14 protein-coding genes are annotated in these 17,693 nt (G+C 32.6%); 11 read left to right on the forward strand and 3 right to left on the reverse strand.

Going from position 1 to position 17,693, the window contains the following annotated elements; translation table 11 throughout:
- Nucleotides 1–741 precede the first annotated feature (741 nt).
- The 11 genes from ACOZIR_RS23860 to ACOZIR_RS23910 all read left to right on the forward strand — a co-directional run bounded on the left by ACOZIR_RS23860 (nt 742) and on the right by ACOZIR_RS23910 (nt 13,438).
- Complete coding sequence (locus tag ACOZIR_RS23860) at nt 742–1,794, forward strand: Gfo/Idh/MocA family oxidoreductase (RefSeq protein WP_421535932.1); 1,053 nt, start codon at nt 742–744, stop codon at nt 1,792–1,794.
- Nucleotides 1,795–1,971: 177 nt separating this feature from the next.
- A complete protein-coding gene (locus ACOZIR_RS23865) occupies nt 1,972–3,396 on the forward strand; it encodes a sugar porter family MFS transporter (RefSeq protein ID WP_421535933.1) in 1,425 nt (474 codons plus the stop codon).
- A 189-nt stretch (nt 3,397–3,585) separates the two neighbouring features.
- Nucleotides 3,586–4,581, forward strand: coding sequence for a LacI family DNA-binding transcriptional regulator (locus ACOZIR_RS23870; RefSeq protein WP_421535934.1), 996 nt, complete (start codon nt 3,586–3,588; stop codon nt 4,579–4,581).
- Between the two features lie 1,158 nt (nt 4,582–5,739).
- Entirely contained in the window at nt 5,740–6,753 is a 1,014-nt protein-coding gene (locus tag ACOZIR_RS23875; protein WP_310878940.1) for an SIS domain-containing protein, read from the forward strand.
- A 303-nt stretch (nt 6,754–7,056) separates the two neighbouring features.
- The gene (locus tag ACOZIR_RS23880) at nt 7,057–7,893 is read left to right on the forward strand and encodes a YitT family protein (protein WP_310878939.1); all 837 of its coding nucleotides are present in this window, start codon (nt 7,057–7,059) and stop codon (nt 7,891–7,893) included.
- A 161-nt stretch (nt 7,894–8,054) separates the two neighbouring features.
- Complete coding sequence (locus tag ACOZIR_RS23885; protein ID WP_310878938.1) at nt 8,055–8,852, forward strand: ABC transporter substrate-binding protein; 798 nt, start codon at nt 8,055–8,057, stop codon at nt 8,850–8,852.
- Nucleotides 8,853–8,873: 21 nt separating this feature from the next.
- Nucleotides 8,874–9,548 carry an amino acid ABC transporter permease gene (locus ACOZIR_RS23890; protein ID WP_098525984.1) on the forward strand — a complete coding sequence of 225 codons (675 nt, stop codon included), beginning with the start codon at nt 8,874–8,876 and terminating at the stop codon, nt 9,546–9,548.
- A complete protein-coding gene (locus ACOZIR_RS23895; RefSeq protein ID WP_310878937.1) occupies nt 9,526–10,293 on the forward strand; it encodes an amino acid ABC transporter ATP-binding protein in 768 nt (255 codons plus the stop codon). The genes ACOZIR_RS23890 and ACOZIR_RS23895 overlap by 23 nt, the downstream gene beginning before the upstream one ends.
- Before the next feature lie 149 nt (nt 10,294–10,442).
- Nucleotides 10,443–11,285, forward strand: a complete 843-nt coding sequence (locus tag ACOZIR_RS23900; protein WP_310878936.1) for a PfkB family carbohydrate kinase — start codon at nt 10,443–10,445, stop codon at nt 11,283–11,285.
- Nucleotides 11,286–11,569: 284 nt separating this feature from the next.
- On the forward strand, nt 11,570–12,301 hold the full coding sequence (locus tag ACOZIR_RS23905; RefSeq protein ID WP_098525981.1) for a GntR family transcriptional regulator: 732 nt from the start codon (nt 11,570–11,572) through the stop codon (nt 12,299–12,301).
- 939 nt (nt 12,302–13,240) lie between these two features.
- Nucleotides 13,241–13,438: an IDEAL domain-containing protein gene (locus tag ACOZIR_RS23910; RefSeq protein ID WP_074683992.1), complete on the forward strand. Its 198-nt coding sequence runs from the start codon at nt 13,241–13,243 to the stop codon at nt 13,436–13,438.
- Nucleotides 13,439–13,561: 123 nt separating this feature from the next.
- On the opposite strand, the gene brnQ is transcribed toward ACOZIR_RS23910, so the two are convergent.
- The 3 genes from brnQ to ACOZIR_RS23925 all read right to left on the reverse strand — a co-directional run bounded on the left by brnQ (nt 13,562) and on the right by ACOZIR_RS23925 (nt 17,103).
- Nucleotides 13,562–14,908 carry a branched-chain amino acid transport system II carrier protein gene (gene brnQ / locus ACOZIR_RS23915; RefSeq protein WP_421535935.1) on the reverse strand — a complete coding sequence of 449 codons (1,347 nt, stop codon included), beginning with the start codon at nt 14,906–14,908 and terminating at the stop codon, nt 13,562–13,564.
- A 283-nt stretch (nt 14,909–15,191) separates the two neighbouring features.
- Complete coding sequence (locus ACOZIR_RS23920; RefSeq protein WP_034651196.1) at nt 15,192–15,419, reverse strand: hypothetical protein; 228 nt, start codon at nt 15,417–15,419, stop codon at nt 15,192–15,194.
- Nucleotides 15,420–15,468: 49 nt separating this feature from the next.
- Complete coding sequence (locus ACOZIR_RS23925; RefSeq protein ID WP_421535936.1) at nt 15,469–17,103, reverse strand: APC family permease; 1,635 nt, start codon at nt 17,101–17,103, stop codon at nt 15,469–15,471.
- Nucleotides 17,104–17,693: the final 590 nt, after the last annotated feature.

Genomic DNA, 17,693 nt, shown 5'->3' on the forward strand with positions numbered 1-17,693 from the left:
TTCTTGCTTCGCTTCTTTTGCTACAGGCTGAGAAATAGGGGATAACTATTGAAAAACCATCAAAAAAACGGTTCCTAGAATCAAACTTATGTTAACTCGAAAAGAAGAAGCCTGTATCTAAGGAGATACAGGCTTCTTCCCATACTGTTAGGAATTTGTTCTTTTGCCCTTGTGAGGCCCTTTCGTTACGTATATCGGTTCATAACCAAAGTGCCTTGTGTAAGATAAGAATATCTACTTTCAATTTGAGGTAATACGTTTGTTGAAGTCGCTGTTAATTCTTTCAAAACTAATCAGTCCCTTCATGGATTAAGTATTTACCTTCTCCCAACAACCAATAATAGTATTAGTTGTACTATATGTGTACCACACGTTTTAAAGTTAAAACGTTAGTCTAACAAATTTTTTATAGGTTTCTCTTTCATAACAAAACGGTACATTAACCAACTTTTTGAATTGTTCATAACCGATTTAAGGAAAAGGTTTTCCTTAAATCGGTTATTTTATTTCTTATGAAAATCTAACTGAGTTTAAAGGTGAACCAATCCAGTGAGGGTTAATCACCTATTTAAAGTGCCTTTATACTGTTAAATAAGGATTTAACATTTCAATTCGAAAAATGTTGACTTTGTTACAAGAAGCTAATTATAATAAAAAACATAAGGAAAACGTTTTCTTTTTTATTTTTATTCTTTTGTTTCAGAATATTCTAATTAAATTATCGAAAGGCAGTGATTAATAATGAAAAAAGTTAAAGTTGGAATCGTCGGATTAGGGAGATTGGGAAGAAAACATGCAGAAAATTTAGCATTTCGAATCCCTAATTGTGAATTACTGGCCGTTTGCAGCGTTATCAGAGAAGAAGCTGAACAGGTACAAAAGGAATGGGGAATTAAATACGCCTACACTAATTACGAGGATATGATTCAAAACAAAGAACTTGATGCAATTCTTATTGCTTCCCCATCAGGTTTTCATTGTGAACAAATTGAAAAAGCCTTAAGTGCTAAGTTACATGTTTTTAGTGAAAAGCCTCTTGGTTTGTATTTAGAAGAAGCGTTACAGGTACAAGAAGTCGTTAACAAACATACGGATAAGGTTTTTATGGTTGGATTTATGCGAAGATATGACAAATCATATGCATACGCAAAAAATCAAATTGAAGAAGGAAAAATAGGAGATCCCGTTTTGATTCGTTGCTATGGTCTTGATCCTACAAAAGCAATTGATGGGTTCATGACATTTGCTAAGAACAATTATAGTGGTGGTCTATTCTTAGATATGGCTATCCATGATTTGGATTTAGCTAGATGGTACTTAAATTCAGAAGCCAAACAAGTATGGGCTATTGGCGGGTCTTACGGCTATCCTGAAATTAAAGAATTAAATGATGCAGAAACAGGTGCTGCCTTGGTGAAATTTGAAAATGACACGATGGGTATCTTCGTTGCAGGTCGTAACTGTGCACACGGATATCATATTGAAACAGAAATTATCGGTACAAAAGGGACTTTAAGAATCGGAACAACCCCAGAAAAGAATATGGTAACTGTATTTGATGAAAATGGAGCGATAAAAGAATGTTCAGATGGATTCTTGGAACGATTTGAGCAGGCATACTTAAGTGAAGTTGAAGAGTTTATCTCTTGTATTAGAGAAAATAGACAGCCTAACGTCACAGTAGAAGATGGTGTATTGTCCACTGCTTTAGGTTACGCTTGCAAAGAATCATTTGAAACAGGAGAACTGGTTTCAGTGCAATCTCCTTACAAAGTTGTACCATCATCTTTATGACTTAATAGCCATGCTATCACCTATTAGGGTACTGGTATGTGTTTTCCGAAGTCCCCTCTAAATAATAGAAAATGGTTTTTCTTAATAATGTAAACGTTATCAACGGTTTAGTTTTCTACTAACTTTATAAGCTCGTAAACATTACTTTTATGTTTAATATGAGTAGGAGGAAAATGGATGTACATAGAGACAAAAGGGAAGAAACAGGACCCTAAAAGAATGGTAAGAAAAATTGCCTTTATCTCCACATTCGGTGGTCTGCTCTTTGGATATGATACTGGCGTTATAAATGGGGCATTACCGTATATGTCAGAGGCAAACCAACTTGATTTAAATCCGTTTACACAGGGACTCGTCGCTAGTTCCCTTTTATTAGGTGCAGCTTTTGGTGCATTATTTGGCGGACGTTTGTCAGATTATAACGGTCGTCGTAAAAATATCTTATATCTAGCACTGTTATTTTTTATAGCAACCCTTGGATGCACATTTGCTCCCAATACAACGTTAATGGTCATTTCCCGGTTCATTTTAGGAATTGCTGTAGGTGGTGCATCTGTAACTGTTCCCACTTTTCTAGCTGAAATGTCACCAGCTGAAATAAGAGGACAGATTGTTACACAAAATGAATTAATGATCGTTACGGGACAGTTTTTAGCTTTTACATGCAATGCAATTTTGGGAAATGTATTAGGAGATGTAGGGCATGTTTGGAGGTTCATGTTAGTTATTGCATCATTACCAGCTGTTGTTTTATGGTTTGGAATGTTAATCGTTCCAGAGAGTCCTCGTTGGCTTGCATCAAAAGGCAGAATAGGTGATGCCTTGAGAGTGCTTAAACAAATCCGGGAGGAAAATCAGGCAAATATAGAACTGAAAGAAATTAAATCGTCAGTTGATGAAGAGTCCAAATTAGAAAAGTCTAGTTTTAAAGATTTGTCTATTCCTTGGGTGCGCCGCATTTTATTTTTAGGAATTGGAATCGCTATCGTTAATCAAATTAACGGTGTGAACGCAATTATGTACTACGGAACAGAAATACTTAAGAATACAGGATGGGGAACCAAAGCAGCGTTAATTGGAAACATTGCCAATGGTGTTATTTCAGTAGTTGCAATGCTGGTTGGAATCTGGTTGCTTGGTAGAGTGAGAAGGCGTCCAATGTTGATTGTGGGCTTATGTGGTACTACTACGTCTCTTTTTCTCATTGGTTTTTTCTCTTTTATTCTCAATGGTTCCACGGCACTTCCCTACATTGTTCTCTCTTTAACGGTTGTTTTTTTAGCTTTCATGCAAGGAGCTATAGGACCTGTAACATGGTTAACACTGGCGGAAATATTCCCATTAAGAATGCGCGGTCTTGGTATGGGTTTTAGTGTATTTTGGATGTGGATTGTTAATTTCTTAATCAGTTTGTCGTTCCCTGTGTTGCTTAGCACTATAGGCTTATCTACCACCTTTTTAGTATTTGGTGTGTTAGGATTAGTAGCAATCGCATTCGTGAATAGATATTTACCAGAAACGAAAGGAAAATCACTTGAAGAACTGGAATACTATTTCCGTTCCTATGATGATCAAGAATTAGAGAACAAACAGGCAAGATAATTTATTAAAGATACTTTTTAATACGTACAAAAATTATAAATGAAGGACAGGTAATGGCAGACAGCTTTGCTTTAGGCAAAGCTGTCTATTTATTAAAGCAGGGAGTTGATATGCTATAATAAATAAAATTAACCTTTCGTGATACATACCTATTTATAAACTAAATACCCGATTGAAAGGAGGAATTTTATGAAAATAACTATTCGTAATGTGGCTCAAGAAGCAGGCGTTTCCATAGCAACAGTTTCAAAAGTCATCAATCATACAGGAAAAATTAGCGAAAAGACGAAAAAGAAAGTATTCATAGCAATGGAGAAACTTAATTATAAGCCAGATGCAGCTGCAGCTTCTTTAAGAGGGAAGCGAACAAAATTGATCGGCTTGCTTGTTCCAGATATATCTAATCCTTTCTATTCAGAAATTGCGAGAAGTATTGAAGACCGCAGTCATGAAATAGGATTAAACGTTATGATGTGCAACACCGATAATGATGTAAAAAAGGAAAAGACATACCTATCTTTGTTGACTAGTCAACGAGTAGATGGCGTAGTGGTAGCCTCGGCTTTTAGAAGTACGCATTTACTTGAAGAGATGATAAATAAGGGAGTACCTAGTGTCTTAATAGCTTCAGAAATACCTAGTTTGTCTATGAATACCGTAACAGTTGATGATTATAAAGGTGGATACTTAGCTACTTCATACTTATTATCTTTAGGACATAAGAAAATTGGGATTATTTCAGAAGATGTGCGAAGTAATACACCACGTTTAGCAGCATACAAAGATACAATTCAAGAAGCAAAACTTCCTATAAGAGATGAATACATAATAAAAACAGAAGCTACGATTCAAAAAGGATATGAGAGTGCTAAGCAGCTTCTTTCATTGGACGACAAACCTACTGCTATCTTTGCTTGTAATGACTTATTAGCAGCCGGCGTCATACAGGCTGCAAAAGAAGCAAATTTAAATCTTCCCGAGGATTTATCAATTGTAGGGTTTGATAATACTGTGCTGTCTACTACCACTTCTCCCATGCTTACCACGGTTTCTCAACCTATAAAGGAGATGGGAGCAAAAGTAGTTGACTTGTTACTTCAAGAGATGGAGGAGTCTAAACCTCACAAAGAACGCTTACTTCTATCTCCTGAACTAGTTATTAGGCAATCAACAGCTCGCTTTTAATTAAAAGCCTTTTTCACTAAAAAATGAATCTTATATATACTAAAAAGACCTTATTGAAACATTAATTAAGGTCTTTTATCTTTATTACTTATTACAACCAAATTCAATAGTATATGAAAGTCCTCTTAAAGACCCTCTTTTGTCAAGAAAATCCGTATTTGATCTATATCTTCCTTTTAAATCTAAAACTCACTATATAAGTTATTACTATTGAGATAACAGCAGCAATACTAACCTTTATGTAAGAAACCTCTAAGGACCACGGGCCATACTCATCTGGATTCAAACGATATATAGACCACCACTGTCCATTTTCACCTTTGAATAATGAAGCGACAATCCATAAAAGAACTAAGAATAAAAACCAAGAAAAACACAATGAACATATACAGTTTCTTTTACACTTGACATTGGATCACTTCCCTATATACGTTGAGTAGCTTTCTATCTTTAGTATATAAAAGATGAGTGGATAATTTATAACCTTTTCCTGCTATTTTAATCTAAAATTCAGAAAGTTATTTCAGTCCGAAGTTAAAGAGTAAAAGATAAATTTTTATTTATGTATCTTAAGATATACCTTTTTATATAAACAAACATTAGGATTGAAACAGTAAATATTAGATAAATAGTAAATATATATTTTTAAAAAATTATTATAAAATTAATTTTATATATTAAATAATGATAATTTTTATCTTATATATAAGAGTAATTGTTAACGTATTTTATTAAAAATAGTTATACCTTTTACACACCTTGTAGAAAAAGCCCATATTTTTCTACAAAGTATATAAAACCACTATTTAAGTGCTAGACCAAAAGTGAACGCATATTATTTTTACACCTAAATTGATTTTAGAAAAACACTTTCGAATCAAGTTTTATTTAGTTCACCAAGTTATACTTTTACGAGCTTTGTAAACAACAATAATCCATCATTTTTAACAATCATTATTGTTGGAGATTGAATTACCAATGGCCTTGAAGAAACAGTCGTTATTTTAATTATCAGAATTTTTTAAAATTTATATTGAAACCCGAAATTTTGCGTGCTATAATCTAAATTACAAATGGTATATACCATTATATTTTTTTACACTCAATGGTATATACCATTGAGTGGCTAACTTAAAAAATAAGAGGAGAGATTGCTAAATGTTAAAGTTTAATCCACAGAACTACTTAAAAGTAACAAATGGAGCAGTTTTATTAAGAGCAGAAATAGAAAAGAAAATGGATGAAGTTTCAAAAAAAGAATTTAAAAACTTATTCCTTATTGGATCAGGGGGTTCTATTGCTATCATGTATCCATTTGAATACATATGGAATTCTACTTCAACTATTCCTGCTTATGCTGAAATTGCTTCTGAATTTATGCTACAGAGTCATAAGCAATTTGATAAAAATTCAGTTGTTATTCTCTCTTCTCTATCAGGTACTACAGAAGAGACTGTTGAAGCAGCACAATATTGTAAGGAAAGAGGAGCAACTACTATTGGATTAGTAGGAGAAATGGGTACACCATTAGCTAACATCGTAGATTATCCGATAGCTAACTACGCAGAAAACGACTATGCTGCAGATTCAATAAATCTTCAAATGTATATGATTATCTTCAGACTAATGCATAATAACGGAGAATTCCCAAAATACGATAAATTTGTATCAGAGTTAGAAAAAATGCCTGAAAATCTAATTTCAGTAAAAGAACAGGTGGAAGAAAAGGCTAAAGAATTTGCAAACAAATATAAGGATGAAGATTATCATATGTTAATTGGATCTGGAACAGCATGGGGAAGAACTTATGCATATAGTATGTGCGTATTGGAAGAGATGCAATGGATTCGTACGAAGTCCGTACATGCAGCAGAATTTTTCCACGGAACAATTGAGCTGGTTGAAAGAGACACGAGTATTATCTTACTTAAAGGGGAAGATGCAACGAGACCATTAGCTGATAGAGTAGAGCGTTTTGCTGAGAAATATACAGACAAGCTTACGATTTTTGATACTAAAGATTATACGCTTGAAGGGATTAGTCCAGAATTTCGTCAATATTTCCCTCCACTGGTTTTAGGAAGTCTACTTCAACGAGTAAGTGTTCACCTAGAAGATAAGCGCAATCACTCCTTAGATAAAAGAAGGTATTACCGTACTGTAGCTTATTAAGAATTAGTTAAACTTGAGGAGAATATAAGACGTAAGCGTTCTCCTCAAGTGAGTTTCTTAAACTACAGATTTTAGTAATAAAAGAATCAATAATTACTACATACGTCAATACTTTTCTGGAAATTTAAAGGTTTTAAACGTACAAATAGATGTGTCTGATGAAAAAAAGTTTTTGGAAAAGTATTGATCACAAAATAATTTCCCTTTGACATCCATTCATTAGACCTAGAGCATAATGAATTTAAAGTTAATGAATAGTTAACAGAAGATAATCTGAGAGAGTGTGTGAAAGGGTGTTTTAGTGTGGCTCGTAAGTATCAAATTACTTATGAACTAGCAGGAATTACAGTAGGTTGTTTTCTTTTTGCTTTTGGAACTAATTGCTTGCTAACACCTTCAAGTTTACTAGCTGGCGGGCTAGGCGGAATATGTGCAATCTTTTATCATTTATTTGAATGGCAAATGGGGATACAGTATTTTATTTACAATATTCCATTACTGTTTTTAGGATACATTCATATTGGTAAAAAGTTTATTATTTACACTGTATTTTCAGTAATAGTATCTTCTCTTTTCTTAGAGTGGATTCCTGTCCGCCTAGTATGGACTAATGATATATTATTGTGCTGCATTTATGGAGCAATCATTTCAGGAAGTGGAGCTGCTATTATTCTTAGACTAGGCGGATCAGTAGGGGGACTTGATATACTTTCTCGTGTTATCACTAAGTATACGAACATTTCTATAGGGAAGTTTGGCTTGATTTTTAGCGCCACTATTGTAGCCATTTCAGCGCTTATTTTCGATACTCAACTAGCTATGTATACCATCCTATCATTTTTTGTGGGCACTAAAACATATGATGCTATTTTAAACATTGCAGAGAAAAGTGCCATCATGATTATTACAAACGAGGGTGAAGAAGTCTCTTCAGTATTAGCAAAAAAATTAGATAGAGAAGTTACTTCATGGAAAGATATTGATATATACAGAGAAAAGAAAAAAACGGTGTTACTATGTTTGATTATTGAATTAGAGTGGATAGAAGTAACACATGCAGTAAAGAGTATTGACCCCGAAGCCTTTATTTTATCATTACCAACTAAGAAAACATTTGGAAAGTTTAAATTGAAGTGGTGATCTAAATAAATTTCATTTGGTATATACCATTTTGTTTTTTCTGTGATATGATAGCCCTATCCTTATAACTTTAGGAATTTTCTATATTATCTAACAATATAACAATCAAGTTGTAAGCGTTTAACAAATAAGAACATCTTTAATATAGGGGGAAGTTTGTAATGAAAAAAATTCTAATAGCATGTGTGACTCTTATTTTACTTATTGGGATAGTGGGATGTGGAAAAAATACATCAACTAGTGGAGAAGCTTCAAAAAATGATAAGGAAATTAAAGTAATAACTACAGCTGGAGGATATCCATTTAATGCTACAAACCCAAAAACGAATAAAATTGAAGGTTTTATCATCGATATTGTTAATGAAGTAGCGAAGAGATCAGATGTAAAAACTCAAATATCAACTGGAGAATGGAATTCGCTTATTCCTTCTTTACAATCCGGTAAGGCAGATGTTATTGCTGATGCTATGTATATTACTGACGAAAGAAAAAAACAAATTAACTTTACAGAACCCGTGTTTGGCTTTGGTGAAGGCCTTATTGTACCAGAAGGTGACAAAACGACAAAATCATTGAAGGACTTAAAAGGAAAAGTTATTGGTGTTCAAATGGGGACGTCATTTAAAGACATGCTAGAAAAAGAGAATAAAGATTTAAATATAAAAGTGAAGACTTACCAAACACTATCCGATTTACTAAAAGATATTCAGACAAACCGTATAGATGCAGCTTTAGCAGACGCTCCTACTTTTAGTTATTTTAAAGCTAAAAATCCTAATATGAAGTATCGAATTGTTGAGGGGTATGTTCCTTCTCTTACAGGGGAAGTTGGAATAGGCGTATCTAAAGATCGTCCTGAACTAGTAAAAAAATTCAACAAAGCAATCCAAGAAATGAAAGCTGATGGCACTCTTAAAGGTATTTATAAAAAATGGGGTGTGAATTGGGACTTTAATTAATGAAGAGGGAGGGGACTAAAAATGAATGATTTTTTATCAAATGCGAGAGAATTTGCACCAAGATTTCTTGAAGGTACCATTATTACAGTTGAATTAACCATAATATCATTAATTCTCTCTCTTATTATTGGTTTAACGGTTGCTCTTGGTAAAATAACCCCTAATAAATTTATAAATAAAGTATGTGGTATTTATATCAGCATAGTGAGAGGAACACCTCTCTTAGTGCAAATGATGTATGTTTACTTCGTTTTCCCTGATTTAGGTCTTTCATTAAGTGCTTTTCAGGCAGCTATTGTTGCTCTTTCTATTAATGAGAGTGCTTACTTAGCTGAAACATTCCGAGCAGGTATTAAATCCATTCCTAAAGGACAAATGGAAGCAGCAAAGGCTATTGGAATGAATTATTCTCTTTCGATGCGTAGGATTATTCTCCCCCAGGCAATTAAAAATGTCATCCCTGCCATCGGAAATTCAGCTATTGTGTTAATTAAAAACTCTTCGCTAGCAGCCGTTATTACAGTGACAGAGTTAATGCATGAAGGAAATCTCTTAGCCTCGTCAACATATCAAAATATACAGATATTCACGATGATTGGGATTATTTATTGGGCTTTACATTATCCACTTGCCATTCTTGTAGATTATTTAGAAAAGCGAGGTAATAAAAATAATGTTACAACTAGCCAATATTAAAAAATCTTTTAATGAAAAGAAAGTGATTAAAGGAATTGATTTATCAGTACGTAAAGGTGAAGTAGTCGTTATCGTTGGGCCAAGTGGCAGTGGGAAAAGCACTCTTTTGAGAATGATGAATGCCCTTGAGTATCCTACTGAAGGAGATATCAGGTTAGAAGGAGAGTCTATTCTCTATAAAGATATAAATGGAAAGCATATTTCACGAAATGACAAGGAATTAAGTAAATTTCGAGCTGAAATCGGAATGGTATTTCAAGGTTTCCATTTATTTTCCCACAAAACTGTTCTTGAAAATATTATTGAAGGGCCTATTCACGTAAGGAAAATAAAAAGAGACCAAGCAATACAGGAAGCAGAATATTTGTTAAAGAAAGTTGGTTTGTTAGATAAACGTGATCAGTACCCTCATTCTCTTTCTGGGGGGCAGCAACAGCGAATTGCTATTGCAAGAGCGTTGGCTATGAAGCCTAAGATATTGCTTTTTGATGAACCAACGTCTGCCTTAGATCCTGAATTAGTCGGTGAAGTTCTTATAGTAATGAAAGAGTTAGCACTAGAAGGAATGACAATGGCTGTAGTTACCCATGAAATGGGCTTTGCTCGTGAAGTAGGTGACCGTGTCATATTCATTGATCAGGGAGTAATTGTTCAAGATGCACCACCAGAAAAGTTCTTTCATACTACTAATGGTAATGAGCGTATCAGAAAGTTTTTAAGTACATTATCAAGGAATGCTGTTTGAAACTGAAAGTACATTTGAAATAAAAAGGATCTTTAAATTGATTATAGGGTTAAAGAAAGTAGTATAACTTTAAATTAAATAATAGATCCTTCACTTTTATTTAAATAACTTACTTATTAGATGAAATATAGATACAGAGGTGAAGGGAAATGAAGATAATAGGAATAGGAGACAACGTAGTTGATTATTATCAAGACCGTGATGAAATCTATCCAGGGGGAAACGCTCTGAACATAGCTGTTTTATGTAAAAGATATGGAGTTGAGCAGAGCTCATATATTGGAGTTATTGGAAACGATTTGGCAGCCGATCATATTGTAAATAGTTTAGTGGCTGAAGATGTTGATATCTCTAGAATCAGGAAAGCATATGGACCAAATGGAGAATCTGTAATCTCTCTTAATGAAAATAACGATCGTACCTTTGTTGGATCAAATAATGGAGGGGTACAAGCCCTAATAAAATTAAACTTTGATGAAAACGACCTTAACTATATTTCAAATCATGATCTTATGCATACAAGCTTATACAGTCATATAGAACAAGATTTACCTATGCTCTCTGAAAAAATAGCTGTTTCTTTTGACTTTTCTTTCCGACACGAAGAAAAGTACCTTAAAGAGGTTTGCCCCTATGTTGATTATGGCTTTTTCTCGGGAAGCGAATTAAACGAAACGGAGTGTATTGAGTTAATGCATTACGTGAAAAGTTTAGGAACAAAAGTTATTGGAATTACAAGAGGAGAAAAAGGTGCCTTATTTTTAGTAGATGAACAAGTTTATAAACAGCCTATAGTTGAAGCAAAGGTAATAGACACCCTAGGAGCAGGTGATTCCTTTATCTCAATGTTTTTGACACATTATCATCAATATCATAATGTAAATGAAGCATTGTATCAATCAGCAATAGCAGCAGCAAAAAACTGTGAAAATTACGGTGCATTTGGATATGGATTAAGTAAAAAAACAAATCTCTCAAAAAAATTGGTATGATTTTTTAGAGTATCTTTGAATTATAGGGGACGGTCCTTTTAGTATTTGAGTCCGTCCCCTATTTTATTTTATACTTACCACAGATAACTATTATATGAAAGGTTATCATTCTTAAAAATATTGGAGTATTTTTTATTTTAAATGGTATTGATTGAAGTTACCCAATATTTATCCAATAAGATTGACTAATTGTAGCTTTATGCCAAGGTTGTAAACTTTTACTTATATATATATTATCTATTAATAACAGATATAATTTGAAAATGTAAAGAATGGGGTAGAAAATGGAAAAAGAAATTGATGGAGTTCCTTATTATCAAAAGCTGAAAACAATGTTTATAGAGGAAATTAAAAATGGAAATCTTAAGTACGGCGATAAGATTCCTTCAGAAAGGGAGTTAGCTGATAAATTCAGAGTGAGTAGAATGACAGCTCGTCACGCGCTATCTACTTTGGAAAGAGAGGGATTTGTAGAACGAAGAGTAGGCGTAGGTACATTTATATCTAATCGTAAAATTCAGTGGAATTTTATAACTGTAAATAGTTTTACGAAAGGGATGGAGGATAAAGGATTAAAACCTACTACTGAGACAATCTTTGCAAAAATTGAAAAAGCAGATGAATTTCTAGCAAATAAATTAAATATTTCTATTGAAGGAGAAGTTTTTTCTTTAAAAAGATTAAGAATTATTGATGATATTCCAGTTGCTATAGAATTAAGTCAAATACCATACAAGTTTTGTCCGCAAATAGAAGAGTATATATCTAACAAAATATCCTTATATAAGATATTAGATGAATTTTATGGGTTAAAATTGGCTAAACAAAAGCAGTATATGCGAATATCTTTATCTGATTCGATTGAAAGTAAATTACTTAAGATTGGAAATGAAACCCCCTGCCTCTCGATTGAAGGCACCACTTATGATTCTTTAAAAAGACCTATTGAATATTATCAAACGTTAGCAAGAGGAGATCTTATCGAATTCTACTCAGAACCTACTAATCCCCAGTGAGTATAAGCTCTAATTGTTTTTTATTTATTTATAAATTTTCTATGTAGTTATTCCATAATTAATCAAAAATCACCTAACCTTATATAAGGTTAGGTGATTTTTAAAGTTCAACGCTCCTTTTTCCACAACCATTGCAATAGATAAAACTTCTTATAGGTTTATATAAAGTTAGAAAGTTCTTGCAATACATAATAAAAGGTTTTCCTATTTATCGTAATACTAAAATATATTATTAGTATTATTGTTTATACAGATTAATATAAAGTTTTAATATAAGTGTATTAAATATAAAAACCATAATTTTAATTAATATAATGTATTTATTATATTAATAATAAAAGTAATATCTAACGTATTTTATTAAAAAAAGTTATACCTTTTACACATCTTGTAGAAAAACTGCGTATTTGTCGTCATTAAGAGTAAAAGGTAAAACTACATTTTTTATAAGTTTGTTTTAACCTTTACTTCTATATATAAAATATACTAATTTTGTATTTTGGATTAAAATATTTATTATTAAATATATATTAATAATAAATACTTTAAAATTTTATATCTAGTTATTATAAATATAGTAATTACTTAAATAGAAAATAGAAGGTTGATTAGTACATATGATAAGAAGTGGAAATTGTCATTTATCGTTAATAAGTGTAATTAATAAAACATGGATTTTCAAAAATTAATTTTTATCTTTTCTCTAATAAATAAAATAAATGATTAATCACTATCATTTCTCTTTGATCAATTAGTTATTAATTATGTAATGTTATCTTTTTTTATCTAATTGAAGACATATGAAAAATATCTGGATGGAGATAGAAGCGTAATTATGCATATTGTTCTATATCTCACTTCATCTATTAATCTTGCATAAAAAGAGTGCAAAAGGGAATACTGTTTGCAAAAGAGAAAAGATAAAGGGGTTGACGTTTTATGGAAAATAATATACTTAACGGAATGGATCGAGTTGATCCAAATTTACGTGATGAAATGTTGGCTGAATTATTTTTGGATCAAATGATGAATGACTTCAAAAGAAGTAAAATCCTGGAGGGAATTGATCATTCTTTAAAGAATAAAGATAAAGAAGCTTTTTTACGTTTAACAGAGAAATTAAAATCTGTATCTTAATAAAAACAATATAATATAGAAGAAACTCGTCAAAAAGGGAGCTGTGCTCAATAAGAACAAAGCTCCCTTTTGATGATTTTCTCCTATTTTCAAATGGATGTAACCTTTGCATCAGAATATTTATTATTTATTCAGTCTAGATGAACTGTAATTAAGAAGGATTTTTACTTGTACTATGCTAAAACCTATTAATCCCCCAATAATAGCTGGAACAATCCACCCTAGTCCTACTTTGTACATAGGAAGAACTCTAATAAAGAAACTATTAATAGACGAAATGTGAATACCGCCCGTATTTAATCCATCAAATAGACTAATAATAAATGTCAAAAGTAAGCTCCCTTGATAAACTTCAGTTTTTCCTTTAAATAAAGGATGAAAAAAAGTTAAGAATATCAATACAATAGCTAATGGATAAATAGCTGTTAATAGAGGTATAGAAATAGCAATTAACTGCGTTAACCCGATGTTAGCAACGATTGCACTAAAACCACATAGACTAATAGCAAGTATTTTATAAGGTACCTTTGGAAATAGTTTATGAAAGAATGAAGAACAAGAAGCAACAAGTCCTACACTAGTTGTTAAACAAGCTACCGTAATCATTAATCCTAATAATATTCCACCGTAAGCTCCAAAATAATAATTCGAGACTTTTACCAAAACAGTACCTCCGTTATCTAAGTGTCCAAGTTTTTCTACACTTGAAGCACCCATGTAAGAAAGAGCAGTATAAATGGTTATTAGGATAATGGCAGCAATTCCTGTTGCTTTTGCACAAATAGTCATAATGTGTTTTTTTGTTTTTGCGCCTTTTTCTTTAATAGCATTAATAATAATAATTCCAAAAACAAAAGCTGCAAGAGCATCCATTGTTAAATAACCTTCCTGAAATCCCTTGAAAAATGAGTGGATTTTATAGTTCTTCGTAGGCGCCTGGAAATCCCCAATAGGTTGAATAAAAGCCATCGCTACAAGAATTCCAATAAATGTTAACTTAATAGGCGTTAGGAATTTTCCGATAATATTGATAGTTTTAACAGGATTTAGTGAGAAAAAGCATGTGATGCTAAAAAAGATGATGGTGAAAATAAATAAAGGTATGTGGTCTAGATCTTCCGCCAAGAAAGGTTTGATGCCTATCTCAAAAGAAACGGTTCCTGCTCTTGGTATGGAAAATAAAGGACCAATCGCTAAATAAAGTACGGTTGTAAACACAAGAGCAAACACAGGGTGTACGCGACTCGCTAGTGACTGTACATCATCTTTCCCCGAAAAACCAAATGCTAACACACCAAGTAACGGTAACCCAACTCCGGTTACTAAAAATCCGGCATTAGCTGACCAAATATTTATTCCTGCTGATTGACCAAGCATTGGTGGGAAAATTAAATTTCCTGCCCCGAAGAATAGAGCAAATAACATTAAACCAATAACTAATATAAATGAAAATGGCACTTTATCCGACATATAAAACCTCCATAAAATAACAGCTTTCACTATTGTTATATAAATGAAACAAGAGACCGAAAGAATGTACAGTGTTTTTTAGAAAACTTTTCGGCCTTTTCATGTTTTGACTTCTCGTGGCATTACGATAGTTAGGAATTCGACTTTTCCTATAGCCCTCGAACATATGAGAAAAGAGAAAAAGATGCCCTAGGCATCTAATAAGACAAGTAAAATATCTCAATAATATCGTCAAAAGAAGCTTTTACTATTGTAAGTAAATTCCCTTTTAGAAGAGTTTCTTCTATTCTAAATTATGTCCATGAGATGGGACGGACTTAAATCTTAAAATCTTTACATTTTGAATGAACACTCTTTCTTTTGTAGATATATCCAATTTAGCTAACCTTACAATTTCATCTGGATCATTAATGGATTGCATGACTATGGAATTATTAATTATTTTATTATTTTTTAATATAGAATAGTCTACTGTAAAGATTTTTAACTTTCCTACCTTATTTTTCAACATAACAACTATCTCCACATACTTATAAAATACTTGTATTAAAAACCAATTTTTATACAGCTTTTTCTTTATCTAATTGAGATTTTATTGTTCTCTCCCTTAATCTCATTTCTTCATTTACTTTGGTCGCTTCCTTGAGGTATTCTGTTTTAAATCCACTTTTTACAGCCCAAACATAAAAAACAAGAGACAAACATGTAATGATAAGCATGTCCCAACCGTATGGAATAACATTTATTCCACCAAACTTTTCACTTCCTAAATATGAAATAACCATCATACATAATAAGTAAGTAACCATCCAAAGTCCAGCTAGGAAGTTCTTCTGGAACCCCTTCCATTTCAACTTTGCTTGATAATAAAAGTAAATAGGAAGACCCATCATAATAATGAATAACACCTGTCCTGTAAGTGGCCACCTCGCCCAGTACAGAGTTAATGACGCAAATATAAAACCCAGTGGCGCAATAATACTTAATCCCTTTAGACGTAATGGTCTGTACAACTCTTTTCCCGTTCTTCTTAACGTCATGGCTGTAACAGGTCCGGTAATATAAGAGATTAATGTCGCAACTGAAATAATTTCAGCTAATACACCCCAACCTCTAAATAGAAATAAGAAAATGAATGATACGGCTAAATTGAAAAACATTGCTTGACGCGGCACACCATAAATAGGGTGCAATTTCCCTAAAACACCAGGTAAATATTTATTCTTTTCCATACCGTATATCATACGAGATGTGGTAGCAGTATAGGTTATTCCCGTTCCTGAAGGAGAAACAAATGCATCAGCGTACAATATAATAACAAGCCAGTTAATACTTAGAGCAATAGCCAAATCAGCAAATGGAGAGTTGAAATTAAGGTGACTCCATCCGTGAACAACCATAGAAGGGTCAACTGCTCCAATAAACGCAACCTGTAATAAGATATAAATAACGGTAGCAAGTAGAATCGATCCTACTACAGCTAATGGAATAGAACGCCCAGGATTCTTTGCTTCTCCAGCCATATTAATAGGGCTTTGAAAACCATTAAATGCAAATACAATACCGGACGTTGCTACCGCCGTTAGTACGCTTGCCCAACCATTTGGCGCGATGCCTTCTCCAGACGTAAAATTTCCACTATGAAAACCGGCAAATAAAAGTGATCCAATTGTTAAGCCAGGAATCACTATCTTAAAGATTGTGATGAGTGAATTTGCTTTGGAAAAGAGACTTACTGTCCAATAATTTAGTAAGAAATAAATAAGTAATAAAACAGAAGCAATGCCTAATCCAGGTAAAGTAAGCGTGCCATTTTTCACTAAACTACTTGTCCACTTTGCCCATTCCCATGGCCAAGAACTCATGTATTGTACAGAGGCAACAGCTTCAACTGGGATAACAGATACAATAGCAATCCAGTTTGCCCAAGCAGCAATAAATCCAAGAAACGATCCATGAGAATATTGTGTATATTTAACCATACCTCCTGCTTCCGGAAACATAGATCCAAGCTCGCTGTAAGAAAGCCCAATAAATAAAATAACAATCATACCGATAATCCAAGAAATAATAGCAGCAGGTCCAGCAATTTGAGCTGCTCTCCATGCCCCGAATAACCAACCTGAACCAATGATTGAACCTAGTCCAACCATTGTTAAAGAAAAAGTTCCCATCCTACGATGTAAATGATTCATTTTTTTAACCTCTCTCATATAAGTTGTAGTAATTATAGAAAGACTATTAGATCCTCCAAAGTCCCTTTCTTTGTAAGGCAAGGATTATAGTAGATATAGTAGTCTGCTTAGCTTCAAAAGGAGTTGATACATCAGCGTAACTTGAAGAGATAGTGATACTCCTTTAAGTCATTAATAAGGATACAATGAGAGCAACTTTTTTTCTGTAGTTAGTTTATAAATATCTTCACTCCATTGAAGTGGAATTAACAAAAGATAAACTATTATTAAACGCTTTCATTTTTCTTCAGCGAAATCGTATCTTTAATTTATAATAGGAACTACATAATCATACAGAAAACGACAAAAATTATAAATTTTCTATTTTTTTTGTGAATGATTCGATAAGAAAGAAATGCGTATTCTCCATTATTTAGATATAGAAACATTTAATATTATCATATATGGATTTAAATACTTTTTTACATATAAATAATTTAATGGATATTATTGGATGATTTTATGTAGATTTTTGTTTAATTCTGTAGTTTGTATCATAAAATAAGGCTTAATAAATCTTTGTTATTAGTTTAAATTCATATATTACTTTT

The sequence above is a fragment of the Priestia sp. D3YE.R1 genome (genome assembly GCF_049199565.1).
GTDB classification, from domain to species: domain Bacteria; phylum Bacillota; class Bacilli; order Bacillales; family Bacillaceae_H; genus Priestia; species Priestia aryabhattai.